This is a genomic window from Paraburkholderia xenovorans LB400 (assembly GCF_000013645.1).
Taxonomy (GTDB): Bacteria; Pseudomonadota; Gammaproteobacteria; order Burkholderiales; family Burkholderiaceae; genus Paraburkholderia; species Paraburkholderia xenovorans.
In genome coordinates, this window is sequence record NC_007952.1 from 209,579 (window position 1) to 231,694 (window position 22,116).

At 63.6% G+C, this 22,116-nt stretch carries 23 protein-coding genes; 9 read left to right on the forward strand and 14 right to left on the reverse strand.

The genetic code is table 11. From position 1 onward, the window contains the following. The first annotated feature begins 17 nt into the window (after positions 1–17). On the forward strand, positions 18–401 hold the full coding sequence (locus BXE_RS22935) for a tautomerase family protein (protein WP_011490522.1): 384 nt from the start codon (positions 18–20) through the stop codon (positions 399–401). A gap of 84 nt (positions 402–485) precedes the next feature. Here BXE_RS22935 and BXE_RS22940 read toward each other — a convergent pair whose 3' ends face one another. Continuing rightward, entirely contained in the window at positions 486–1,280 is a 795-nt protein-coding gene (locus BXE_RS22940; protein WP_011490523.1) for an SDR family NAD(P)-dependent oxidoreductase, read from the reverse strand. A gap of 203 nt (positions 1,281–1,483) precedes the next feature. Between BXE_RS22940 and BXE_RS22945 the strand changes: the two genes are divergently transcribed. Next, entirely contained in the window at positions 1,484–2,320 is an 837-nt protein-coding gene (locus BXE_RS22945) for a TOBE domain-containing protein (RefSeq protein ID WP_011490524.1), read from the forward strand. A 112-nt stretch (positions 2,321–2,432) separates the two neighbouring features. Here BXE_RS22945 and BXE_RS22950 read toward each other — a convergent pair whose 3' ends face one another. The 4 genes from BXE_RS22950 to BXE_RS22965 all read right to left on the reverse strand — a co-directional run bounded on the left by BXE_RS22950 (position 2,433) and on the right by BXE_RS22965 (position 5,442). Continuing rightward, positions 2,433–3,134, reverse strand: coding sequence for an ATP-binding cassette domain-containing protein (locus BXE_RS22950; RefSeq protein WP_011490525.1), 702 nt, complete (start codon positions 3,132–3,134; stop codon positions 2,433–2,435). 1 nt (position 3,135) lies between these two features. Further along, positions 3,136–3,810: a molybdate ABC transporter permease subunit gene (gene modB, locus BXE_RS22955; RefSeq protein ID WP_011490526.1), complete on the reverse strand. Its 675-nt coding sequence runs from the start codon at positions 3,808–3,810 to the stop codon at positions 3,136–3,138. A 22-nt stretch (positions 3,811–3,832) separates the two neighbouring features. Further along, entirely contained in the window at positions 3,833–4,606 is a 774-nt protein-coding gene (modA, locus tag BXE_RS22960) for a molybdate ABC transporter substrate-binding protein (RefSeq protein ID WP_011490527.1), read from the reverse strand. A 134-nt stretch (positions 4,607–4,740) separates the two neighbouring features. Beyond that, the gene (locus BXE_RS22965) at positions 4,741–5,442 is read right to left on the reverse strand and encodes a phosphatase PAP2 family protein (protein WP_011490528.1); all 702 of its coding nucleotides are present in this window, start codon (positions 5,440–5,442) and stop codon (positions 4,741–4,743) included. A 370-nt stretch (positions 5,443–5,812) separates the two neighbouring features. Between BXE_RS22965 and BXE_RS22970 the strand changes: the two genes are divergently transcribed. Further along, entirely contained in the window at positions 5,813–7,009 is a 1,197-nt protein-coding gene (locus BXE_RS22970) for an extracellular catalytic domain type 1 short-chain-length polyhydroxyalkanoate depolymerase (RefSeq protein ID WP_011490529.1), read from the forward strand. 109 nt (positions 7,010–7,118) lie between these two features. Further along, on the forward strand, positions 7,119–7,298 hold the full coding sequence (locus tag BXE_RS22975; protein WP_007178823.1) for a DUF3563 family protein: 180 nt from the start codon (positions 7,119–7,121) through the stop codon (positions 7,296–7,298). A 234-nt stretch (positions 7,299–7,532) separates the two neighbouring features. On the opposite strand, the gene BXE_RS22980 is transcribed toward BXE_RS22975, so the two are convergent. The 5 genes from BXE_RS22980 to BXE_RS23000 form a co-directional block, all read right to left on the reverse strand. Next, the gene (locus tag BXE_RS22980) at positions 7,533–9,032 is read right to left on the reverse strand and encodes a cryptochrome/photolyase family protein (protein ID WP_011490530.1); all 1,500 of its coding nucleotides are present in this window, start codon (positions 9,030–9,032) and stop codon (positions 7,533–7,535) included. A gap of 219 nt (positions 9,033–9,251) precedes the next feature. Further along, positions 9,252–9,671, reverse strand: coding sequence for an organic hydroperoxide resistance protein (locus BXE_RS22985; RefSeq protein WP_011490531.1), 420 nt, complete (start codon positions 9,669–9,671; stop codon positions 9,252–9,254). A 174-nt stretch (positions 9,672–9,845) separates the two neighbouring features. Beyond that, the gene (locus tag BXE_RS22990; RefSeq protein ID WP_011490532.1) at positions 9,846–10,298 is read right to left on the reverse strand and encodes a MarR family winged helix-turn-helix transcriptional regulator; all 453 of its coding nucleotides are present in this window, start codon (positions 10,296–10,298) and stop codon (positions 9,846–9,848) included. Positions 10,299–10,470: 172 nt separating this feature from the next. Further along, positions 10,471–11,277: a BPSS1780 family membrane protein gene (locus BXE_RS22995; protein ID WP_007178827.1), complete on the reverse strand. Its 807-nt coding sequence runs from the start codon at positions 11,275–11,277 to the stop codon at positions 10,471–10,473. Further along, positions 11,268–12,263 carry a homoserine kinase gene (locus tag BXE_RS23000; protein WP_011490533.1) on the reverse strand — a complete coding sequence of 332 codons (996 nt, stop codon included), beginning with the start codon at positions 12,261–12,263 and terminating at the stop codon, positions 11,268–11,270. Before BXE_RS23000 ends, BXE_RS22995 begins: the two co-directional genes overlap by 10 nt. Between BXE_RS23000 and BXE_RS46640 the strand changes: the two genes are divergently transcribed. Next, entirely contained in the window at positions 12,210–12,416 is a 207-nt protein-coding gene (locus BXE_RS46640; RefSeq protein ID WP_167540884.1) for a hypothetical protein, read from the forward strand. The two genes, BXE_RS23000 and BXE_RS46640, sit on opposite strands and share 54 nt — an antisense overlap. 72 nt (positions 12,417–12,488) lie before the next feature. Here the strand turns inward: BXE_RS46640 and BXE_RS23005 are convergent, their stop codons facing one another. After that, the gene (locus BXE_RS23005; RefSeq protein ID WP_011490534.1) at positions 12,489–12,884 is read right to left on the reverse strand and encodes a hypothetical protein; all 396 of its coding nucleotides are present in this window, start codon (positions 12,882–12,884) and stop codon (positions 12,489–12,491) included. Between the two features lie 198 nt (positions 12,885–13,082). Here BXE_RS23005 and BXE_RS23010 point away from each other — a divergent pair, with 198 nt between their 5' ends. Beyond that, positions 13,083–14,609: an AMP nucleosidase gene (locus BXE_RS23010; protein WP_040125062.1), complete on the forward strand. Its 1,527-nt coding sequence runs from the start codon at positions 13,083–13,085 to the stop codon at positions 14,607–14,609. A gap of 96 nt (positions 14,610–14,705) precedes the next feature. Here BXE_RS23010 and BXE_RS23015 read toward each other — a convergent pair whose 3' ends face one another. The 3 genes from BXE_RS23015 to BXE_RS23025 form a co-directional block, all read right to left on the reverse strand. Continuing rightward, positions 14,706–15,236 carry a chromate transporter gene (locus BXE_RS23015; RefSeq protein WP_007178831.1) on the reverse strand — a complete coding sequence of 177 codons (531 nt, stop codon included), beginning with the start codon at positions 15,234–15,236 and terminating at the stop codon, positions 14,706–14,708. Beyond that, positions 15,233–15,802, reverse strand: coding sequence for a chromate transporter (locus tag BXE_RS23020; RefSeq protein ID WP_011490536.1), 570 nt, complete (start codon positions 15,800–15,802; stop codon positions 15,233–15,235). The genes BXE_RS23015 and BXE_RS23020 overlap by 4 nt, the downstream gene beginning before the upstream one ends. A gap of 314 nt (positions 15,803–16,116) precedes the next feature. Beyond that, positions 16,117–16,860, reverse strand: a complete 744-nt coding sequence (locus tag BXE_RS23025; protein WP_011490537.1) for a TIGR00730 family Rossman fold protein — start codon at positions 16,858–16,860, stop codon at positions 16,117–16,119. 1 nt (position 16,861) lies between these two features. Between BXE_RS23025 and polA the strand changes: the two genes are divergently transcribed. The 3 genes from polA (at position 16,862) to BXE_RS23040 (ending at position 22,097) form a co-directional block, all read left to right on the forward strand. Continuing rightward, positions 16,862–19,603, forward strand: coding sequence for a DNA polymerase I (gene polA / locus BXE_RS23030; RefSeq protein ID WP_011490538.1), 2,742 nt, complete (start codon positions 16,862–16,864; stop codon positions 19,601–19,603). A 168-nt stretch (positions 19,604–19,771) separates the two neighbouring features. Further along, positions 19,772–21,121 (forward strand): NAD(P)/FAD-dependent oxidoreductase, encoded by a 1,350-nt coding sequence (locus BXE_RS23035; RefSeq protein ID WP_011490539.1) that lies wholly within the window; start codon positions 19,772–19,774, stop codon positions 21,119–21,121. A 103-nt stretch (positions 21,122–21,224) separates the two neighbouring features. Then, positions 21,225–22,097: a dienelactone hydrolase family protein gene (locus BXE_RS23040; protein WP_011490540.1), complete on the forward strand. Its 873-nt coding sequence runs from the start codon at positions 21,225–21,227 to the stop codon at positions 22,095–22,097. Positions 22,098–22,116 lie beyond the last annotated feature (19 nt).

Sequence of the window (22,116 nt, forward strand, 5' to 3'; positions counted from 1 at the left end):
ACCAAGGAGTTTTCATCATGCCGCTCACCCGAATTGCATTGCGCGCAGGCAAGCCCGTCGAATACCGGAAGGCGCTGACGGAGAGCATCCAGCGTTCGCTGGTGGAGACATTCAACGTGCCGAAAGACGACATCTTCATGCTGATCACCGAGCATGAAGCCGGCAATTTTGTGTATGACAACCAGTACTTGAACGTCGAGCGAAGCGACGACCTCGTGATCATTCAGATCACCCTGAACAACACGCGCACGCTCGAGCAGAAGAAGACCCTTTACAAGCGAATGGCGGACGAACTGGCGGAATCGCCGGGGCTGCGACGAGAGGATGTTTTCATTAATCTCGTCGAGGTATTGAAGGAAAACTGGTCGTTTGGCAACGGGATTGCGCAGTACGCGCTGTGAGTGCCGTGCCTGCCCGATAGCGCGAACGCCGGGTGCGAAAACGGGCGGCCATGCCGCCCGTCGTTCGTCAGAAACGCGGCACGATTACGCGATCGTATCGATCACGCCGCCGTCCACGCGCAGCGCCGCGCCGGTGGTCGCCGACGCCTGCGGCGAGCACACGTAGACGACCATGTTGGCCACTTCCTCGGTGGTGGCCGCTCGCTGGATGATCGAACTGCCGCGATGCTCGCGCACGAACTCCGTGGCGACCTGTTCGACCGTTTTGCCCTGCTGTCTGGCCGTCTCTTCCACCATCGCCCGCAAGCCGTCGGACAGGGTCGGTCCGGGCAGCACCGCATTCACGGTCACGCCGCTGCCGGCCGCGTGCTTGGCGATGCCGCGCGCAATGCTCAACTGCGCGGTCTTCGAAAAGCCGTAAGCAAGCATGTCCGGCGGAATATTCAGCGCCGACTCGGACGAGATGAACACCACGCGGCCCCATTTGCGCTCCATCATGCCTTTGAGGTAGTGGCGCGTGAGCCGCACGCCCGACATCACGTTCACCTGGAAGTAGCGCTCCCAGTCGTCGTCCGCGGTGGAGAAGATGTCGCCGGGGCCGAAGACGCCCAGATTGTTCACGAGGATGTCCGCCTGCGGCACGGCTTTGATCAACGCGTCGCAGCCCTGCGGCGTGCCGAGGTCGCCCGCGAAGCCTTGCAGTTCCGCTTGCGGCGCGCTCTTGCGGACCGCCTCGATCGCGTGGTCCACCGCGTCCTGCTTGCGCCCGTTGATAATGGTCCGCGCGCCCGATGCGGCAATGCCGGTGGCGATCGCAAAGCCGATCCCCGCCGTGGATGCGCTGACAATCGCCGTCTTGCCCGATAGATCGATGTTCACTGTCTTGCTCCTCGTTGACGTTGCGGCGAACCCGGCCAAGGCCGGCCGCGCCGAAAAATGCAAAGGGACTGGTGTTCGAAGCGTCGAACGGAAAGTATCCCACCTATCCGCGTGCGAAGTCGGCTGGGTGCGCGGCAGGAGCGCGGGTCTGCGTCGTTATAATGATTTGTCGTCATTCTCGCGGTCGCTGACCGCTTCGCGCCATGACATTGCACCGCACCGATCCCTCCCGCGAAACCCTCGAACTCGGCGGCTCCGTGTGGTTTCAGGCGGGCGCGCAGACGCTCGGCGGCGCGTCGCGGATCGCGCTGCTCGCGGCGATCGGCGAGACGGGTTCGATCACCAGCGCGGCCAAAGCGGTCGGCATGAGCTACAAAGGCGCGTGGGACGCGATCGACACGATGAACAACCTCGCCGGTGAGCCGCTCGTGGTGCGCCTGACCGGCGGCAAGGGCGGCGGCGGCACCACGCTGACGCCGCGTGCCGTGAAGCTGATCGAGACGTTTCGCGCGGTGGAACGCGAGCACCGGCGCTTTCTCGAACGCGCGGGCGCGGCGATCGAAGGGTTCGCGACCGACTGGGATCTGATCGGCCGCATCGGCGTGAAGACGAGCGCGCGCAATCAACTGTATGGCACGGTGTCGGCGATCACGCGCGGCACCGTCAACGACGAAGTCACACTCGTGCTGCCCGGCGGCCATGCGATCGTCTCCGTCATCACGCATGAAAGCACCGAAACGCTCGGCCTCGTCGAGGGCGCGGCGGCGTTCGCGTTGATCAAGGCGTCGTGGGTCGTGCTGTTCGTCGACAACCAAAGCGGCGTGCCGCTCAAACTCTCGGCGCGCAATCAGTTGCGCGGCACGGTGCAAAGCGTGAAGCGCGGCGCGGTCAATGCCGAGGTGTCGCTGGTGTTGGCGGGCGGCGCGGTGATCACCGCTGTCGTCACCAATGAAAGCGTAGATACGCTCGGGCTCGTGGAAGGCGGCAACGCAGTGGCCGTGTTCAAGGCGTCGAGTGTGATACTCGGCGTGAAGGACTGAGCGGGCGAGACCTTCGCCCTTCTTTGAAGGCTTCCTTGAAGCATTGAGCGCGGCGAGCGCCTGGTACGGCGTCGAGGAAACGGGCAGCGTGCGCGAGATTCGCTGTCGAAACTCAGGGCTCGCTGCGCGCGTAGCCGGCGAACGGCTGATTCTCGCGCACCTGGCCATTACTGACCTGCACGACCTGATCGCCGAAGGCGGCGACATCGTCGGGATCGTGCGTGATCAGGACCATTGGAATATCGAGCCGCGTTTGCAGCTCGGACAGTTCGCGGCGCATGCGCTCACGCAAGGCGCTGTCGAGCGCCGAAAACGGCTCGTCCAGTAACAGCAACCGAGGTTGCGCGACGAGCGCTCGCGCCAGTGCCACGCGCTGCTTTTGCCCACCGGAAAGCTGCGCCGGATGATTGCCGGCCACGCTCTTCAATTCCAGCGCATCCAGCCAGTAATCGATCTGCGGATGCGAGATCCGCGCACGCGGGTTGAGCCAACCGTGCTGCAAGCCGAAGCCGATGTTCTGCCGCACGTTCAGATGCGGAAATAGCGCGAAGTCCTGAAACAGATAGGCGACCCTGCGCGCTTGCGGCTTCAGATCGATGCCGCGCGCGCTGTCGAACAGCGCGTTGCCGTGCAGCGTGATCGTGCCTTCGTCGGGGCGCAGCAGGCCCGCGATAGCCTGCAACGTCAGACTCTTGCCCGCGCCCGATGGTCCGAACAGCACGACGCGCTGCGAGGTGGCCTGGAACGCGACGTCGAGCGTGAAGCGGCGCTCGGCGCTCTGGAAGGTCTTGCGGATGTCGACGGCGAGCAGCATATCAACCGGACTTCAGGAGTGTGTGCTGCGGCACGAGACGTCCCGCGAGCAACAGGATCACGACGCACGTCACCGAAGTCACGAGCACGAGGAAATTCGCGGTGCTGTCGTCGCCCGCCTGCACGGCCGAATAGACCGCCACGGAAAGCGTTTGCGTGCGTCCCGGCAGATTGCCCGCGATCATCAGCGTCGCGCCGAATTCGCCGAGCGCCCGGGCGAACGCCAGCAGGCCGCCGGCGAGAATGCCGCGCGCGGCGAGCGGCAGCGTGACGCGAAAGAACACGGCCGTTTCGCTGACGCCGAGCGTGCGCGCGGCCTGTTCGAGTTGCGGATCGACGGCTTCGAAAGCGGCGCGCGCGGACTTCAGCACGAGCGGGAAGGCCACCACCGTTGACGCGATCACCGCGCCCTGCCAGGTGAACACCAACTGAATGTCGAAGCGGTCGAGCCAGCTGCCGATCAAGCCGCGCCGTCCGAGCAGAACGAGCAGGTAATAGCCGAGCACGGTGGGCGGCATGACGAGCGGGAGCATCAGGAGCGAATCGACCACGTCGCGCGCGCCGGAGCGCCAGCGCGACAGGCCCAGGCCCGCCGCGACGCCGAACACCAGATTGAGCGCGGTCGCCCAGCCCGCCACTTTCAGCGACAGCAGGAGCGGGATCCAGGCCTGTTGCATGAGCGTGTGCCGTGTCGTGAAGTCAATGCGCGGGCTTGAAGCCGTATCTGGCGAGCACGGACTGGCCGGCCGGCGACAGCACGAAGTTGATGAAGGCCTGGGCGTCCGCGGCGTGGCGGCTGCCTTCCACTTGCGCGATCGGATAGGTGACCGGCGTTTGCGTCGGCACGTTCATCGCGACCTTGACCTTGTCCGGCATGATGGCGGCGTCGGTGCTGAACGCGAAGCCGGCGTCGACTTCGCCACGCGATACATAGTCGAGGCTTTGACGTACGTTCGACGCCAGCACGGCCTTCGCGCTCACGGCGTCCCATACGCCAGCGGCCTGCAGCGCGCCCTGCGCGTAACGGCCGATCGGCACGGAAGCCGGATCACCGTACGCGACGCGCTTAACGCTCGCCGATGCCAGATCGTTCAGGCTTGTCGGCGTGAAATGGCTGTCCGTCGGCACGATCAGTACCAGCGAATTGGCGGCGAAGTCCTTGCGTGAGGCCGGTACGATCACTTTTTCGGCGACGGCCTTGTCCATTGCCTTCTGGTCCGCGGATGCGAACACGTCGGCGGGCGCGCCCTTGACGATCTGCTGCATCAGCACGTCGGAGGCGCCGAAGTTCAGCAGCACCTTGGTGCCCGGATGCTGCTGCTCGAATACTTCGCTGACCGCCTTGAACGCGTTGGTCAGGCTGGCGGCGGCGGAGACCACCAGTTCGTCGGCGCGCGCATTGGCGCTGATGGCAACGGAGACGGCGCTGGCGACGAACAGCGCTTGCTTCAAAAGGCGGCGGGCGAGTGTCATAAAGGCCTGGAGGTCCGGGGGAACCGGATCAGTGGGTTAAAACGCTATCGTAATATATGAAAGGTTATAACGGTGGCCCATGATCTTTATTCAGCCGCGCACATCAGGCGGCTCGTTGCACAGCGGGAGAGGATTCAGGCGCGGGACGAATGCGGCGGCGCCAGCGTATTCAGTGTTTGCGACAGCGGCGCGGTGGCCGGACGGACGTCGCGCACGGCTTTCCACTTCGCGCGAATGAACGGCCGGTCGTGACCGGATACTTTCAGGGCGATATGCGTGACCCAGCGCTGGGTCGGCACGTGCACGCCGTGCATGACTAGCGCGAGCACCATCATGCTGGCGGCCACCGGCAGCGCCGACAGCCGGCCCGGCTCGGCGTGCCACGCGAGACGGACGAACACCAGTGCCGCCAGCGCGCCGGTCAGACAGCCGGTAATGGCTTCCGACGGCGAATGCGCGCTCAGCACGACCCGCGACAACCCCACCGCGATTCCCGCGGCAAGGCCGAGCAGGACGCCGATCAGGCGAATGGCCGGGCGCGCCGGCAACAGCATGAGGAACAGCACGACCGGATAGACAGCGGTGGACAGCATGGCGTGACCGCTTACGCCGGTAAAGTCCAGTTCGCGCACGCCGACACCCCAGCCGAGAAACGCCAGCTTCGTTACGGTCACAATGCCAATGGCCGCGCCGAGCAGCGCCAGCCAGCCCGCGGCCATGCGCCAGGTATAGCCGACCGCCAGCCACAGCGCGATGGCGAACGCGAGCGGCAGCGTGAGGCCGGCGCCGCCGAGGTTGGTGATCGAGTACCAGAGGTGGGCAGGTAAATCGGGCATGGCAAAAGGCGCGACTCGGGCCGCGTAGAATCGGGTTGATAAAGAGATAACGTGCGAGAGCCGCAACTCGCCGACTTTGAACAAGCCCGCACGTCAGAGATTCAACCGCCAGTATAGACGGGTGCTGCAACGCGGTCGTGCTGCGCGCGAGGCTTTTTGCCGCTGGGCGTGGGCTGCCGAACACGCGGCAGCCGGGCGTTGCATGGGTTTGACGTCAGCTTCGCGGCAAGGTTCGCCATGCGGAAATTTCGCTACAGGGATGATGCGTCCGGGTCCCAGCATCGCATGAGGATTGGTGTTATTGTGCATTGCACAACGAATTCCGTTTCTATCGAACGGACCCTGTCCCTTTTTGCGAGGTTATCCGTCGATGGCAAAAAGTCTATCGAAAATCTGGCTGCGCGGTCTCAAGCGGCTGCTCGCGATCCAAACCGAGCACGCTCGCACCACCACCAAGCGTACCACCACGCGACCGGCCCGGCCCGCCAGCGCCAAGCCGTCCACCAAAGTTCGCCCGCTCAAGCCGGCAGCGGCGGTGCGCGCGCCCGCCAAGCGTGAAGCGCCGCGCGCTGCTGCCCGCGAATCGCGCGTGCGTCCGCGGGCATCGGCCTGGGCGAGCGGTTCGTGGACGCGCTCGTTCCACTCGGCGCCTGCCGCGCCCGGCCGGCTCGTCAATCATCTTCAGTACGGCTTGTATGTGCCGGCCGGCCAGGCGCCCGAGGCCATGCCGCTGGTGGTGATGCTGCACGGCTGCACGCAGTCGATCGATGAATTCGCCGAAGGCACGCGGATGAACGTGCTGGCCGACCGTTTCGGCTTTGCCGTCGTTTATCCGGAACAGTCGAAGCATGTGCATTCGCATCGCTGCTGGCATTGGTACGACGCCAGCGAAAGCGCCGGCGGGGCCGAAGCCCGCGCAGTGGTTTCGCTGGTGGACGCGCTGGTCGCGCAGTACGGTTTCGACCGCGAGCGTGTGTACGTCGCCGGAATCTCTGCTGGCGCGGGGCTGACAGCGCTGCTGGCCGTCAAGTACCCGGAGCACTTCGCGGCGGTTGCGCTGCATTCCGGCCCCGCTTTCGGCGAAGCCCATTCCGGCATTACGGCGATGGACGTGATGCGGCGCGGTACGCGCCGTGAGCCGGCCGAGCTAGTCGACGAAACCGCCGACGTCGCCAATTATCCGGGCATGCCGGCCATCATCATCCACGGCGACGCCGACCACGTGGTCGCGCCGATCAACGCGGACCAGCTGGCGGTGCAGTTTCTGCGTCTGAATCGCATCGTCGATGAAACCGGCGCGCGCAAAGCCGGTGAAGTGCGCGAAGAGCGCAAGGGCGGCGTGGTCATGCGCGATTACGTGCGCGGCGGGCGGCGCATAGTACGGCTCTGCCGTGTACAAGGGCTCGCCCATGCCTGGAGCGGCGGCGACGACGCGGTGCCATTTCATTCCGCCAAAGGTCCGGATGCAAGCGGGATGGTGTGGGAGTTTTTCAGGCATCAGCGCCGCACGGGCGCCGGTCATATCGCGGAAGGCGCTACCACAGCCGCCACCGCAGGCGCGCGGTGACGTGGGAACAACACTTCGGAAAATGAATGCTGGTGCGCCACTAGGGTTTTCCCTATAATACGGGTTATCCCTTAGGCGTTAACGCCTAAATTCATTGTCGAGGTTGACCATGTATCTGCTTAGCCGCCTGTTTCTGTTTCTGACCAAGTCGCCCGATCAACTCGCGAAAGAACGCGCCGACGCATTCCTCGCAGAAGCAACCGATCTGTACGATCTGGAATTCCGCATGCGCAAGCTGGACCGCGAGGCAAATGTTCGCCAACCGTCGTGGATGAGCCAGCAGCACTAAACTGCGCAAGTTAAAGCATCGGCGCGTATCGAGACGCCGGTGTTCTGGGGTGAAGCGCCCGAGTTGTCCGATACTGCGGCGAATACCACTCCAAGCTGAATAACGCATCAACAAGTCCGCCTGCCCAACCGTTTGCTCAAGCAAGCGCGAGCAGCGCCGGCAATCGGTTCATCCTTGAGTCCTCTTCAGACGTGCCGAATCAGGCAAGCAAGGTAAAGCGACGTAAGCGGGCGCTCACTTGCCAAAGCGGGCCAGCGTGCGCGCCCTTGCTTCGGCGTGGTCCACGATCGGCGCCGGATAGTCCTTGCCCAACACCACGCCGCAGTCGGCGAGCCGTTCCGCGCCCGCCAGCCAGGGCGCATGAATCCACTTCGACGGCAGCTTCGCGAGTTGGGGCAGATAGCGCTTGATAAAGCGTCCTTCGGCATCGAATTTTTCGGACTGCGTGACCGGATTGAAAATCCGGAAGTACGGCTGCGCATCGCATCCCGTCGAGGCCGCCCATTGCCAGCCACCGTTATTCGCCGAGAAATCGAAGTCGTTTAACTGTTCGGCGAAGTACCGTTCGCCGAGCCGCCAGTCCACGCCAAGGTCCTTGACCAGAAAACTCGCCGTCACCATCCGCAGCCGGTTGTGCATATAGCCCGTGCGGTTCAGCTGCAGCATGGCGGCGTCGACCAGCGGGTAGCCCGTGCGTCCGTTGCACCATGCGGCGAACGCCTCGTCCGCTTGCAGGCCTTGCTCCCAGCGCAGGCGGTCGTATTCTTCCCTGAACGATGCACCGCGCGCCAGCCGCGGATGATGCGCGAGGATCATGAAGTAGAAGTCCCGCCAGATCAGCTCGGACAGCCACGTCGCCGAGCCTTGCCCGTCAGGTTGCAGCGACATTTCGTGGGCGAGGCGCGCGAGCGTGCGGATCGAGACGGTGCCGAAGCGCAGATGTATCGACAGATAGCTCGGACCCTTGGCTGCGGGAAAGTCGCGCCGGTCGGCGTAGCTGTCGATGCGGGTCATGAAGTCGTCGAGCAGGCGTTGCGCGCCGCTCATGCCCGCGGGCAGGTTCAACTCGCCCAGGTTGCTTGGCGCGAAGCCAAGTTGTTCGAGCGTCGGCAACTGGCGATCGAACTTCGACGGCAACGCGGCCAGACGCTTCGCATACGTTTCCACGGGATACGGCTTCAGATCGAAGGCGCTCAGTTGCCTGAGCCACGCGTTCCTGTACGGCGTGAACACCGTGAACGGTTTGCTCTGACCGGTCAGCACCTCGTCGCGCTCGAAAATCACCTGATCCTTGAACGTCAGCCACTGTCGTCCGGCTTCGGCAAGCCTCTCCCGTACCGTCCCGTCGCGCTCGATTGCCACCGGCTCGTAGTCGTGATTCGCGAAAACCGCGTCCACGCCGAGTTCGTCGGCCAGCTTCGGCACCAGCTCGGCCGGATTGCCGTACAGCACGATCAGACCGCCGCCGTCGGCGCGCAGCGCCTCGTCCAGTTCGCCAAGCGCCGCGAGAATGAACTCGATGCGCCGGTCCTGCGGCTGTGTGTCCGGATGACGGGCATGCCAGGCGTCGACCAGTGGTTGCAGGATCGTCGTGTCGAACACGAATACGCACCACACGCGCTCGCAATGCTTGAGCGCGTAGTAGAGCGCGGCGTTATCCGTGTTGCGCAGGTCGCGGCGAAGCCAGACCAGCCCGGTATCGAATGTGTCGTTCAGTCGTCGGACGCGTGTCATCAGGAAGGTGGATCGTTGAACCGGAACGGATGGCTGCGCTATCGCCAACCGCAAGCACAGCAAGCGGCGGCACGGACCCCTGGCGCACATTGCATGCCGCGTCCGCAAGTCGGCACAGCGCCCGCCCCTATTGTGCAGGGTGCGGGCGCTGTCTGTGGCCGGCGACGCGGTTTTCCGCGCCGCTTCAGCGATTCTTTAGCGAAGCGTCGAGGCCGTAGCTTAGGCGATTTGCAAACGGACCGCGACGTTATTGCGCGTGGCGTTCGAGTACGGGCAAACCTGATGCGCTGCGTCGACCAGTTCCCTTGCCGCGTTTGCGTCGAGACCCGGCAGCGAGACGCGCAGATCGATATCGAGCGCGAAGCCGCCCTTGTCGTTCGGACCAATGCCGACTTCGGCAGTGACCTGCGTGTCTGCCGGCAAGGTCTGCTTGTGCTGCCCGGCGACAAACTTCATTGCGCTCAGGAAACACGCCGAGTAGCCCGCTGCGAACAGTTGTTCCGGGTTCGTGCCCGCCGCGCCGGTGCCGCCCAGTTCACGCGGTGCCGCCAGCTTGACGTCCAATGCATTATCCGACGACACCGCCCGGCCGTCGCGGCCACCGGTGCTCGTTGCGCTTGCTTTGTAGAGGATGTTCATGATGCTGTTCCTTTGTCTGGGTTGTCAGGATCTGCGTGTTTGCCGCTCTTTGCTGGCCTGCCGTTCCGGCAGAGCACTAATTGCGCGGACACGTGACAAAGATAGTGTACAAATAATTTGTGTGCAAATGATTTTTCACATCGTAGCGATAGCACGCGTTCTGGAGCCGGCGGGCTAGCGGTCCATGTAATCGTTGAGTGTGCCGCGCAGGCGCGTCAGGTCGTCACGCAAACGCAGCAGAAATTCGGGTGTCTGCTGGGTCGCGCAGAAGATTTCCGCAGGCACTTCACGCGCCTGGCGCTTGAGAGCCGAACCGGCCTTGGTGAGCCGGATGTACACGAGACGCTCGTCGTCGACACCGCGCACCCGCTCCACCAGACCCTGAGCTTCGAGCCGCTTGAGCAGTGGCGTGACCGTCGCCGAATCGAGGTTCAGGCGTGCGGCCATATCTTTGACCGTGACGTCGTCGCTCTCCCACAGCACCAGCATCGCGAGATATTGCGGATAGGTCAGGCCGAGTCTGTCGAGCAGCGGCTTGTACGCCTTGGTCATGGCGAGCGAGGTCGAGTAGAGGGCGAAGCAGAGTTGCTCGTCGAGCGTGAAGGGCAAAGCGGGGCGCTGGGTCATGGTGCATCTCGTAAAAAGTAGCGTGCAAATCGATTGCGCACAAACTATTGTGCCGCAAATCGGCGCAGGCTGACGAGTGCGGGTGGGGTTTCCTGGAGCGACGAGAGCAAGCGCCGCGATGGAGATCGGCGCTGGGGTGGCCACTAGAATTGCGGCCGCCCCAGAACGGGAATCAGGCCGCCGGTGTGGTCGGCAGGTCCGGGGTTTCGGGTGTCTGCACGCCGAAGCAGCCGCGATAGGTCGCGTAGAACGAGCAGTACAGCATGGTCGTGACGATCATCGTGGCGGGCATCAGGACCGCGAACGCGAAGTCGCCGGCACCCAGCGCCTGCATCAACGCGGACAGGCCGAGCGACACCGTTATCGCCACCGCGAACCATAGCGCGCCGAACACGACGAACGCGCCGCGGTTGCGCCAGCAACTGACGATGCTGAAGAACATTGCCTTGACGGGCGGCACGTCGTGCCATGCGGTGAGAATCGGCGAGAACCAGAAAATCATCGCGACCGGAATGTAGAGCGCCAAAGCCGTGAGCACCGCCAGCGGAATATTGCTGTTGGCGATCGCGTCCTGGTCCATCGTGGCGCCACCGAGCATCACCTTCAGCAGCATGCCGCCGTCGGCGAGCGCCGAACCGGCCAGCACCAGCGCCATCGCGACGACATAGAGCACACCGAGCACCAGCAGCCGCTTCGCGACCACCGGCCCGTACGAGTGAAAGCCGTCCACCAGAATGGTCGGAAAAACCGGCTTGCCGGCGATCGTGTTGCGGCACGCGGCCATGAAACCGACTGCAACGCCTGGAATGAACGCCAGCGGCAGCACGCCGCCGATCACCGGAATTTGCGAGACGAGCGTCATCACCAGCAGATAGGTGAAGAACAGCGTCAGGAACGCGAGCGGGTTCTTACGGAACAGCCAGATACCCTGCCGGAACCACACATAGCCGGCTTTCGCGGGGACTTCGATCAGTTGCATGAGGTATGAATGCCTGGAAGTGCAACGCCGGACAGGCGTTCGCGCAGGATGCGCTCGAAATGGCCGGGATCGTGCGGTTTGAGCAACTCGGCCGCGCGCGGCAAATGGAAATCATACAGGCGTGAGACCCAAAAACGGTACGCGCCCGCGCGCAGCATGTCGCCCCAATGGCGGTTTTCTTCCGCTGTGAACGGGCGCACGGTCTGGTAAGCGCGCAGCATTGCTTCGGTGCGCGCCGCGTCGAGTTTGCCGGTGGCGAGGTCGACGCACCAGTCGTTGACCGTTACCGCCACGTCGAACAGCCACTTGTCGCAGCCGGCGAAATAGAAGTCGAAGAAACCGCCCAGGCGCACCTCGTGGCCCGTGCCGGGCTCGGCGTGGGCGAACATGGCATTGTCGCGGAACAGGTCGGCGTGGCACGGGCCTTCAGGCAGCGCGGCGTAATCGGCCGAGGCGAAAAAAGCTTCCTGATACGCCAGTTCGGACGACAGCAGCTCGCGTTGCCCGCCTTCCAGAAACGGCAGGATGGTCGGCACGGTTTCCTTCCACCACGGCAGGCTGCGCAGATTCGGCTGATAGGCCGGGTAGTCGCGTCCTGCCAGATGCATGCGCGCGAGCATCTGCCCGACCTCGATACAGTGCTCGACGCCCGGCGCCAGCTCCGGCGCGCCCTCGAGCCTGGTCACGATGGCGGCGGGCTTGCCTTGCAACAGGCCGAACAGGGCGCCGTCTTCGCGTGGCATGGGGTCCGGCACCGGCACGCGGTGCGCGGCCAGATGCCGCATGAGGTCGAGATAGAACGGCAGTTGTTCGGCCGTCAGCTTTTCGAAGATCGTGAGGACGTATTCGCCGCGCGTTGTCGTCAGAAAGAAGTTGCTGTTTTCGATACCGGAGGAGATGCCACGAAATTCGACGACGTCGCCGAGATCGTAATGACGCATCCATTCTGCAAGTTGGGGTTCAGTGACAGCGGTGAAGACAGCCATGCGGGAAACGTCAGATCAGGTTGGTCGGGCTGGCGCGGTGCGGCCAGTGCGATGTGCGGCAAATGCGGTATTGAAAATGTGTTCTCAGGAACCGTGAAGCGCTGCGGCGTTTCAAAGCCGTACCGCCAGGGTGAAACCCGCCAGCCAGGCTGACGCCCGGGACGACGCTTTGCAGGCGCGTGAATCCGGGCGGCGGCCTGTACCGGGGCGCCGCCCCGGTACGCATCAATAGGTCAGGTGCACCGACGGCAAACGCGTGCTCGCGCGGCCGTTGTCGCGCACGGTGGGCGACGTGTCGAGCGGCGCGCTCATCTGGTAGCGCGTGCCTAGGTTCGAATGCACGTTGATTTCGACGGGCTTGCCTTTGTCGCGGTATTCGGTGATTTCGGTGCCGTTGGGACTGCGTTCGTAAAAGCTTGGCGTGCGCGGAACGTTGATTTCGACCTTCGAGCTGACCTCCGCGGCCGGACGATTGATCTTCTCCAGGTCGGGCAGGCCGGCCCGTTCATTGGCGGACTGGGGCGCGCCGGGGGGCGGAGTGTCATCGACAGGCTGGGCAGCCATCGCGGCGTTGCCAAAGGCGAGGGCCAGTGCAACGGCGACGGGAAGGAGCGGCTTCATGGTGATTCTCCGATAGGGTGTCCCGATTCTAGCAAATCCAGCCTGGCCATCGGGCGCGACCGCCTTATTTTGCGCCGCTTTCGCGCGGCGTGCGCGCAATCCTGCGAGCCGTGTGCGGCGTGTGTCGCCGTGCCGCCAGGTCATTTGGCGATCACAAGTTCCGTGGTAATGTCGCCTCATCAATCGAGGCGAATGAAGATGAACAACGATACCAATCAACGCGCGGTGCAGACTCCCGCCAACAGCTTCCCGACCGAATCCTTCGAAGACGCCACCGAGGCCGTCACCCGCCTCTCGGCGATCTACGAAGCGAACACTTCATTCCTGCGCGACGCCTTCGCGCGCTATCGCCGCAACGAACTGTTCCAGAGCCGCGTACGCGCCTGCTATCCGTTCGTGCGGGTGTGCACCGAGGTCAACACGCATATCGACTCGCGCCGGTCGTATGGTTTCGTCGCGGGTCCGGGCGTGTTCGAGACGACTGTCACGCGGCCGGATCTGTTCGGCAACTACTATCGCGAGCAATTGCGCCTGCTGGCGAAGAACCATCATGTGCAGATCGAAGTGGGTGTGTCGGATCAGCCGATTCCGATTCATTTCGCTTTCGCCGAAGGCATCCACCTCGAAGGCGATCTGGATCGCGAGCGCCTGTTCCTGATGCGCGACGTGTTCGACACGCCGGACCTCGCGCTGCTCGACGACCGCATCGTCAACGGCACGTATGAGCCGCAGCCGGGCAAGCCGCATCCGCTCGCGCTGTTCACGGCGGCGCGGGTCGATTTCTCGCTGCATCGGCTGAAGCACTATACGGCGACCTCGCCCACGCATTGCCAGAACTACGTGCTGTACACGAACTACCAGTTCTATATCGACGAGTTCGTCAAACTCGGCCGCACCATGATGGCCCATACCGACGACGAAGAACTGCGCGCCTATCGCAGCGAATACACGTCGTTCGTCGAGCCCGGAGATGTGGTCACGTACAACGAGAATCTCGGCGAGCAGGCGCAGGAAGGCACGGCTCCGCCGCGCCTGCCGCAAATGCCCGCGTATCACCTGAAACGCGCCGACGGCAGCGGCATCACGATGGTCAACATCGGCGTCGGGCCGTCGAATGCGAAGACCATTACGGATCACATCGCCGTGCTGCGTCCGCATGCGTGGATCATGCTCGGCCACTGCGCGGGCCTGCGCAATACGCAACGCCTCGGCGACTATGTGCTGGCGCACGGCTATGTACGCGAGGATCACGTGCTCGACGACGACTTGCCGCTGTGGGTGCCGATTCCGGCGCTCGCCGAAGTGCAGGTCGCGCTGGAACGCGCGGTCGCGCAGGTCACGCAGCTGGACGGCGTCGAATTGAAGCGCGTGATGCGCACGGGGACGGTAGCGAGCGTGGACAACCGCAACTGGGAATTGCGCGATCATCGCGAGCCGGTGCAGCGGCTGTCGCAAAGCCGCGCGATTGCGCTCGACATGGAAAGCGCGACGATCGCCGCGAACGGCTTCCGTTTCCGCGTGCCGTACGGCACCTTGCTGTGCGTGTCGGACAAGCCGCTGCATGGCGAATTGAAGTTGCCGGGTATGGCGGACCAGTTCTATCGCGCGCAGGTCGATCAGCATCTGCAGATCGGTGTGAAAGCAATGGAACTATTGCGGATGAACGGGCTGCATCGCTTGCATAGCCGCAAGCTGCGGAGTTTTGCGGAAGTGGCGTTCCAGTAAGCGGTTTTCTCGGCCCGTCAGGCAATGCGGGCGCAGATTCGGCCCGCTCTCATTCGCCAGGCGCGACGGGGCACGATGAGGCGCGACCAGGCGCGACTAAAGCTGCCCGATACCCGTCAGCCCGATCAGACTGCCGGCCGCCAGAAGCCACAATGGGTGAATGCGCGTCTTTATCGCCATCACAGCCGTGAACGCGGTGATCGCCCACGCAATCGCCGTTGGGTTCGACGCTTCGGCGATAAGTGCGGCGCTCGCCGCGACCACGCCGGCTGTGACCGGCACCAGCCCCAACTGCGCGTAGCGTCGCCACGGGCGGTCCTTGCACCGCTCCCAGGCATGCATTGCCAGTACCGTGACGAGCGACGACGGCCCGAACTTCGCCACCGACGTCACCAGCATGCCCGCCCAGCCGGCCACATGCCAGCCGACCAGCGTGACGACCATCAGATTCGGCCCCGGCGCGGCCTGCGCGAGCGCGAACAGCGCGCTGAATTCGCTGGCCGGCATCCAGTGATGCACGTCCACCACCTGACGCTGCATCTCCGGAAGAATCGTATTGCCGCCGCCGAACGCGAGCAGCGAAAGCTGGCTGAAGATGACCGCGAGGGAAATGAGCGTGTCGTTCATTGTGCCTTCCTCGACGCGATATAGATGCTGAGCGGCGTCAGTACCAGCATGGTGGGCAGAAGCGGCAACCGCATGATTGCAATCGCGATGAAGCCGAGCGCGGCGATGAGCGCGGCCACCGGTTTGTGCCGTAGCGGCAGCAGGATTTTCACGGCCATCGAGATCAACAGGCCGGCCGCCGCAGCGGCGAGCCCGGCAAACAGATGGCGAACGTGCGGGTCGTTCTGCGTGTGTTCGTACAGCACGCCAAGCCCGATCACAATCAGGGAGGGTCCCGCGATCAGGCCGAGCAACCCGGCGAGCGCGCCCGGCACACCGCGAAAGCGCATGCCGACGGCCACCGAAAGATTGATCACGCTGCCGCCCGGCAAGAACTGGCAGAGGCCCAGCAGGTCGGTGAATTTGTCGGCGCTCAGCCAGCGGCGTTGTTCGACCAGTGCGCGCCGCGCCAGCGGCAGTGCGCCGCCGAAGGAAATCAGCCCAAGGCCGAGAAAGCCGCCGAAGATTTCCCAAACGGTGGGCGGACGCGCCAGCGCGGGTTCGGACGAGGTGGGATCGTGGTCCATATCGGTTAGCTTGCGGTTCAAGCTCAGGAGGTTAGCGCCGAACCGGCGTCGAGCAAAACGATTTTTGCGCGCGCCCATGTGATCTGGAATCACAGGCATGGCCTGTAACCTTCCTCCTTTTCCGGCGCTGCGCGCCTTCGAAGCCGCCGCGCGGCATCAAAGCCGCTAGTCGAGCAGTTCTGCGAATGGCTGCAGGCACAAGGCGATCAAACCCGGGAAAACGAAACGGGCAGCCTCGAGGCTGCCCGTTGATCTCCGCGTGTTATCACATGGCGTTGCACACGCTTCGCGCCGCGGCGCGAAAGCAAGTAGCCTCACAGATAAAACATCCGGTCTTCGTCCGACTTGGTTGGTTGCGGCTCGGCTTCTTCTCGGTCTTCATAGAACTTCAGTACCGCTTCGAGCACCTGATCGGGATCGTCGATGACCTGCATGAGGTCCATGTCGGCCGGATTGATCAGGCCCATTGGCGTGAGCGAGTTCCTGAACCACGCAAGCAGACCTTCCCAGAATTCGGCGCCCACCAGAATGATCGGCACATGACGCGACTTCTTGGTCTGGATCAGCGTGAGCACTTCGGCGAGTTCGTCCAGCGTGCCGAAGCCGCCGGGCATCACGATCACCGCGTCGGAATTCTTCACGAACGTGACCTTGCGCGTGAAGAAATGGCGGAAGCGCAACGAGATGTCTTGCCACTGATTGCCCGATTGCTCGTGCGGTAATTCGATGTTCAGACCAACCGAAGGCGCCTTGCCTGCATGGGCACCCTTGTTGGCCGCCTCCATGATGCCCGGGCCGCCGCCCGAGATCACCGCAAAGCCCGCGTCCGACAACTTGCGCGCGATTTGCGTGGCGAGTTTGTAGTAGGGCGAGTTCGGTTTCAGGCGCGCCGAACCATATATGCTGACAGCCGGGCGAATCTCCGAGAGGTACTCGGTCGCCTCGATAAACTCTGCCATAATCGTGAACATCTGCCACGATGCGCGTGCCTTTTTGGCCGTTGCGCGCTCTTGATCTGCGAGTGATCGCAGACTCGGAATCACTTTTCTCTTAGTCATAATGCCTGAAGAACGAAGCCTTGAAGGTAAGACCCTGCTATTGGTCGACGGTTCGAGTTATCTGTACCGGGCCTACCATGCGATGCCTGATCTGCGCGGCCCCGACGGTGGTCCGACAGGTGCGCTCTACGGGATGATCAACATGCTGCGGCGCATGCGCAAGGAAGTCACAGCAGAGTATAGCGCGTGCGTGTTCGACGCCAAGGGCAAAACGTTCCGCGACGACTGGTATGCCGACTACAAGGCGAACCGTCCGTCCATGCCGGACGATCTCTCGCGTCAGATCGAGCCGATTCATGTGGCCGTGCGCGCGCTCGGCTGGCCGCTGCTGATGATCGAAGGCGTCGAGGCCGACGACGTGATCGGCACGCTCAGCACCGAGGCGGAAAAGCGCGGCATGAACGTGATCGTGTCGACTGGGGACAAGGATCTGGCGCAGCTCGTGTCGGATCATGTCACCCTCATCAATACGATGACCAACGAAAAACTCGACCGCGCCGGCGTGCTCGCCAAGTTCGGCGTGCCGCCGGAGCGCATCATCGACTACCTGTCGCTGGTCGGCGATACCGTCGACAACGTGCCGGGCGTCGAGAAATGCGGGCCGAAAACCGCGGTCAAATGGCTGACGCAATTCGACTCGCTGGATGGCATCGTCGCACATGCGGACGAAATCAAAGGTGCGGTAGGAGACAATCTGCGCCGAGCGCTCGATTTTCTGCCAATGGCGAAGAAACTCGTCACCGTCGAGCGTAATTGCGACTTGACCGACCATATCGTGTCGATCGGGGAAAGCCTGCAAAGCCAGCCGGAATCGCGCGCGGAACTGCGCGAGGTGTTCACGCGCCACGGCTTCAAGACATGGCTGCGCGAAGTGGAAATCGCGGATGCGGTGGAAGGTCCGGAAACCGACGTGCCGCCGGCTTTGTCCGTGGATCACGAGCGGCATTACGACACCGTGCAGACGTGGGAGCAGTTCGACGCGTGGCTCGGGAAGATCAATGCGGCCGAACTCACTTCCTTCGATACCGAAACCACGTCGCTCGATCCCATGATCGCGCAGATCGTGGGGCTGTCGTTGTCGGTCGAGGCCGGCCGTGCGGCTTATGTGCCGCTCGCGCATCGCGGCCCGGACGCGCCCGTGCAATTGCCGCGCGACGAAGTTCTCGCCAGGCTCAAGCCGTGGCTGGAAAGCGCCGGGCACAAGAAGGTCGGTCAGCATCTCAAGTACGACGAGCAGGTGCTGGCGAACTACGGCATCGAAATGCGCGGTATCGAACACGACACGCTGCTGCAATCGTACGTGGTCGAATCGCATCGCACGCACGACATGGACAGCCTCGCGCTGCGCCATCTCGGCGTGAAGACGATCAAGTACGAAGAGGTGGCGGGCAAGGGCGCGGGGCAGATCGGTTTCGACGAAGTCGCGCTGGACAAGGCCGCGGAATACGCAGCGGAAGACGCCGACATCACCTTGCGGCTGCACCAGGTGCTGTACCCGCAAGTGGCGGCGGAGAAGACCCTCCAGTACGTTTATCACGACATCGAGTTGCCCACCTCGCGCGTGCTGCGGAAGATGGAACGTACCGGCGTGCTGATCGATTCGGAGAAGCTGCGTCAGCAAAGCAGCGAAATCGCCACGCGTCTGATCCAGTTGGAAAGCGAGGCGTATGTGCTGGCCGGCGGCGAATTCAATCTGGGTTCGCCCAAGCAGATCGGGCAGATCTTCTTCGAGAAGCTGGAGTTGCCGGTGGTCAAGAAGACCCCGAGCGGCGCACCCTCCACCGACGAAGAAGTGCTGCAAAAGCTCGCCGAAGATTTTCCGCTGCCGAAGATTCTGCTCGAACACCGTGGCCTGTCGAAGCTGAAATCGACCTACACGGACAAGCTGCCGCGCATGGTCAACGCTACCACGGGCCGCGTGCATACGAACTACGCGCAGGCCGTGGCGGTCACGGGGCGGCTCGCGTCGAACGACCCGAACCTGCAGAACATTCCCGTGCGCACCGGCGAAGGCCGCCGTATTCGCGAAGCGTTTATTGCACCGGCCGGACACAAGCTGGTCTCCGCGGATTATTCGCAGATCGAATTGCGCATCATGGCGCACATTTCGGGCGACGAATCGTTGCTGCACTCGTTTTCGCAAGGTGAAGACATTCACCGCGCCACCGCGGCGGAAATCTTCAGCGTGACGCCGCTCGAAGTCTCGAACGATCAACGGCGCGTAGCCAAGGTCATCAACTTTGGCCTGATCTACGGCATGAGTTCGTTCGGGCTCGCCTCGAACCTCGGCATCACGCGCGACGCCGCCAAGCTCTATATCGACCGCTATTTCGCACGTTACCCTGGCGTGGCGCGTTATATGGACGAAACGCGCGTGAGCGCGAAGGCCAAAGGCTACGTCGAAACGGTGTTCGGCCGCCGCCTGTGGCTGCCCGAGATCAACGGCGGCAATGGTCCGCGCCGCCAGGCCGCCGAGCGCGCCGCGATCAACGCGCCGATGCAAGGCACGGCGGCCGACCTGATCAAACTCTCGATGATCGCAGTGCAGAAGTGGATCGAAGAGTCGAAGATCGGCACCCGCATGATCATGCAGGTGCACGACGAATTGATTCTCGAAGTACCGGACGCGGAATTGTCCGACGTGCGCAAGCGCCTGCCCGAGTTGATGTGCGGCGTCGCCGACCTGAAAGTGCCGCTGGTCGCCGAAGTGGGTGCAGGCCTGAACTGGGAAGAAGCGCATTGACGCAAGTATGACGGCGTGCGATATCGTCGTGCGCATGTCACACATGCGTATTGATGGCTTGTGACAACCCGTGTTGCTCGCGGACAATCGGTCAAAGACGGCGTGCCCGGGTGATATCCCGTGCGCGCCGCCGCGACGCATAACCCATCGGCAAACACGGAGAGTTCAATGCATCGTTTTATCGTCGTTGGCGGGGGCGCGGGGGGACTGGAGTTGGCGACACGCCTGGGTGATCGCTACGCACCCCATAAGAACAAGGGCGCGGTGCGGGCGCAGGTCACGCTCGTCGACCGCAATCCGACGCATATCTGGAAACCTCTGTTGCATGAGGTGGCGGCGGGTAGCATGGACCCCTTCACGCAGGAACTCGAATATGCAGCGCAAGCGCGCTGGCATGGTTTCGAATTCCAGCAGGGCGAACTGACGGGCCTCGACCGCGCGAACCGGCGCCTCATGCTCGGCACCGTGCTCGACGACGATGGCGCCGAACTGCTGCCCGAACGCGAACTCGAATACGACACGCTGATCATCGCGATCGGTAGCACGACTGCTTTCTTCGGCGTCAAAGGTGCGCCCGAATTCTCCCTCGCACTCGACACGGTCAGCCAGGCCGAACGTTTCCGCAAGCGCCTGATCGCGGCATGCATGCGCGCCGAGCATCAGGTGCATGAGCCCGTCGAATCGGCGCCGGGCACGCCGTCCACGGACGAGCCGCGGATTCAGGTGGCGATTGTCGGCGGCGGCGCGACGGGTGTGGAGCTGTCGGCGGAATTGCGTAACACGGCGCAGGTGCTGTCCGCGTACGGCCTCCATAAGCTCGACCCGCGGCACGACGTCGGCATTGTGCTGATCGAAGCGGGGCCGCGCATTCTGCCGGCTTTGCAGGAACGGGTTTCGACCGCCACGGCCGAACTGCTCACCAAGCTCGGCGTGAAGCTGATGACCAGCGAAACCGTGGCCGAAGTCGCGCCCGGCCTGATCCGCACCGCGAGCGGTAAAACCGTGCGCGCCGATCTGACCGTGTGGGCGGCGGGCATCAAGGCGCCGGCGATCCTGAGCGAGCTCGACGGCCTGCCGGTCAATCGCCTGGGCCAGCTCGTCGTGCGCCGCACGCTGCAAACCGAAATCGACGACGACATTTTCGCGCTGGGCGATTGCGCCGCCTGTCCGTGGCCGGGCAATGAGCGCAACGTGCCGCCGCGCGCGCAGGCGGCTCACCAGCAGGCCAGTTTCCTGATGAAAGCGCTGACTGCGCGGCTCGACGGCAGGCCGCTGCCGGAATTTACCTATCGCGACTTCGGTTCGCTCGTGTCGCTCGGGCATTTCAGTGCCGTCGGCAATCTGATGGGCGGGGTGATCGGCGGCAATATGCTGATCGAAGGGCTGTTCGCGCGCTTCATGTACATGTCGCTGTACCGGCTGCATATCGCCGCGCTGCACGGCTATGCGCGGATGGTGCTCGACACCTTCGCGCACTGGTTGCGCCGCACCACGCTGCCGCGGGTCAAGCTGCACTGACCTGCGCCGATGCGCCCGGCCGGCGGCCGGGAACGTTGCCTCTGCAACAGGATGCGTGTCGGGCGTATCCTGTTGCCTCCAACGTTCAACCGAGGAGCGCCGCATGCTGAAACCCGAGATCGACAGCCTCGTCCCGCACGTCCCCTTCGACCGGCGTACTTTCATCAAGGCCGCGCTCGGCACCGGATTCGCCGCAGCCGTGCTGCCGGTGTCGGCGCAAACCATCCATACCGATAGCGACGGTCTCGAAGCCGGCGAAGTGGCGGTGCGCTCCGGCGACACGCTGGTGCCGGCGTATCGCGCGCAGCCGAAGGGTAGAACGCACTTGCCGGTGATCGTCGTCGTGCATGAGATTTTCGGCGTGCACGAGCATATTGCCGACGTGTGCCGGCGTTTCGCCAAGCAGGGTTATCTGGCGATCGCGCCGAATCTGTATGAGCGGCAGGGCGATCCGACCGTTTATACGAGCATGCAGCAGCTCAACGAGCAACTGGTCAGCAAAGTGCCGGACGACCAGGTCATGGGCGATCTCGACGCGACGGTCGCGTGGGCCGGCGAGCATGGCGGCGATTTGAACCGCCTTGGCGTGAACGGCTTCTGCTGGGGCGGGCGCATTGCGTGGCTGTATGCCGAACACAATCCGCGACTGAAGGCGGGCGTTGCGTGGTATGGGCGAGTCACGGGCGCGAAGAACGCGATGACGCCGGCCAATCCGCTCGATCAGGTTGCGCAGCTTCATGCGCCGGTTCTGGGACTCTATGGGTTGCAGGATCAGAGCATTCCGCAGGACACGCTCGAACAGATGAAGCAGGCCATCGCGCAGGGTCCCCAAGCAGGGCGCGGCTCGCAGTTCGTCGTGTATGACGATGCCGGGCACGCGTTTTTCGCGGATTACCGGCCGAGCTACAAAAAGGCCGATGCGGAAGACGGCTGGCGCCGTGCGCTGGTGTGGTTCAAGCAGCATGGGGTGGCTTGAGGCTTGGCTGCGGCTTGAG

Excerpts from the sequence above, each read along its gene's own strand:
- BXE_RS23010 (WP_040125062.1), top strand. The coding sequence starts at position 13,083 with ATGAACAACGATACCAATCAACGCGCGGTGCAGACTCCCGCCAACAGC.
- polA (WP_011490538.1), top strand. The coding sequence starts at position 16,862 with ATGCCTGAAGAACGAAGCCTTGAAGGTAAGACCCTGCTATTGGTCGAC.
- BXE_RS22945 (WP_011490524.1), top strand. The coding sequence starts at position 1,484 with ATGACATTGCACCGCACCGATCCCTCCCGCGAAACCCTCGAACTCGGC.
- BXE_RS23000 (WP_011490533.1), bottom strand. The coding sequence starts at position 12,263 with ATGGCTGTCTTCACCGCTGTCACTGAACCCCAACTTGCAGAATGGATG.
- BXE_RS23040 (WP_011490540.1), top strand. The coding sequence starts at position 21,225 with ATGCTGAAACCCGAGATCGACAGCCTCGTCCCGCACGTCCCCTTCGAC.
- BXE_RS23025 (WP_011490537.1), bottom strand. The coding sequence starts at position 16,860 with ATGACTAAGAGAAAAGTGATTCCGAGTCTGCGATCACTCGCAGATCAA.
- BXE_RS22975 (WP_007178823.1), top strand. The coding sequence starts at position 7,119 with ATGTATCTGCTTAGCCGCCTGTTTCTGTTTCTGACCAAGTCGCCCGAT.
- BXE_RS22980 (WP_011490530.1), bottom strand. The coding sequence starts at position 9,032 with ATGACACGCGTCCGACGACTGAACGACACATTCGATACCGGGCTGGTC.
- BXE_RS23015 (WP_007178831.1), bottom strand. The coding sequence starts at position 15,236 with ATGAACGACACGCTCATTTCCCTCGCGGTCATCTTCAGCCAGCTTTCG.
- BXE_RS22935 (WP_011490522.1), top strand. The coding sequence starts at position 18 with ATGCCGCTCACCCGAATTGCATTGCGCGCAGGCAAGCCCGTCGAATAC.
- BXE_RS23005 (WP_011490534.1), bottom strand. The coding sequence starts at position 12,884 with ATGAAGCCGCTCCTTCCCGTCGCCGTTGCACTGGCCCTCGCCTTTGGC.
- modA (WP_011490527.1), bottom strand. The coding sequence starts at position 4,606 with ATGACACTCGCCCGCCGCCTTTTGAAGCAAGCGCTGTTCGTCGCCAGC.
- BXE_RS23020 (WP_011490536.1), bottom strand. The coding sequence starts at position 15,802 with ATGGACCACGATCCCACCTCGTCCGAACCCGCGCTGGCGCGTCCGCCC.
- BXE_RS22965 (WP_011490528.1), bottom strand. The coding sequence starts at position 5,442 with ATGCCCGATTTACCTGCCCACCTCTGGTACTCGATCACCAACCTCGGC.
- modB (WP_011490526.1), bottom strand. The coding sequence starts at position 3,810 with ATGCAACAGGCCTGGATCCCGCTCCTGCTGTCGCTGAAAGTGGCGGGC.
- BXE_RS22950 (WP_011490525.1), bottom strand. The coding sequence starts at position 3,134 with ATGCTGCTCGCCGTCGACATCCGCAAGACCTTCCAGAGCGCCGAGCGC.
- BXE_RS22990 (WP_011490532.1), bottom strand. The coding sequence starts at position 10,298 with ATGACCCAGCGCCCCGCTTTGCCCTTCACGCTCGACGAGCAACTCTGC.
- BXE_RS22985 (WP_011490531.1), bottom strand. The coding sequence starts at position 9,671 with ATGAACATCCTCTACAAAGCAAGCGCAACGAGCACCGGTGGCCGCGAC.
- BXE_RS22970 (WP_011490529.1), top strand. The coding sequence starts at position 5,813 with ATGGCAAAAAGTCTATCGAAAATCTGGCTGCGCGGTCTCAAGCGGCTG.
- BXE_RS22995 (WP_007178827.1), bottom strand. The coding sequence starts at position 11,277 with ATGCAACTGATCGAAGTCCCCGCGAAAGCCGGCTATGTGTGGTTCCGG.
- BXE_RS23035 (WP_011490539.1), top strand. The coding sequence starts at position 19,772 with ATGCATCGTTTTATCGTCGTTGGCGGGGGCGCGGGGGGACTGGAGTTG.
- BXE_RS46640 (WP_167540884.1), top strand. The coding sequence starts at position 12,210 with ATGACGCATCCATTCTGCAAGTTGGGGTTCAGTGACAGCGGTGAAGAC.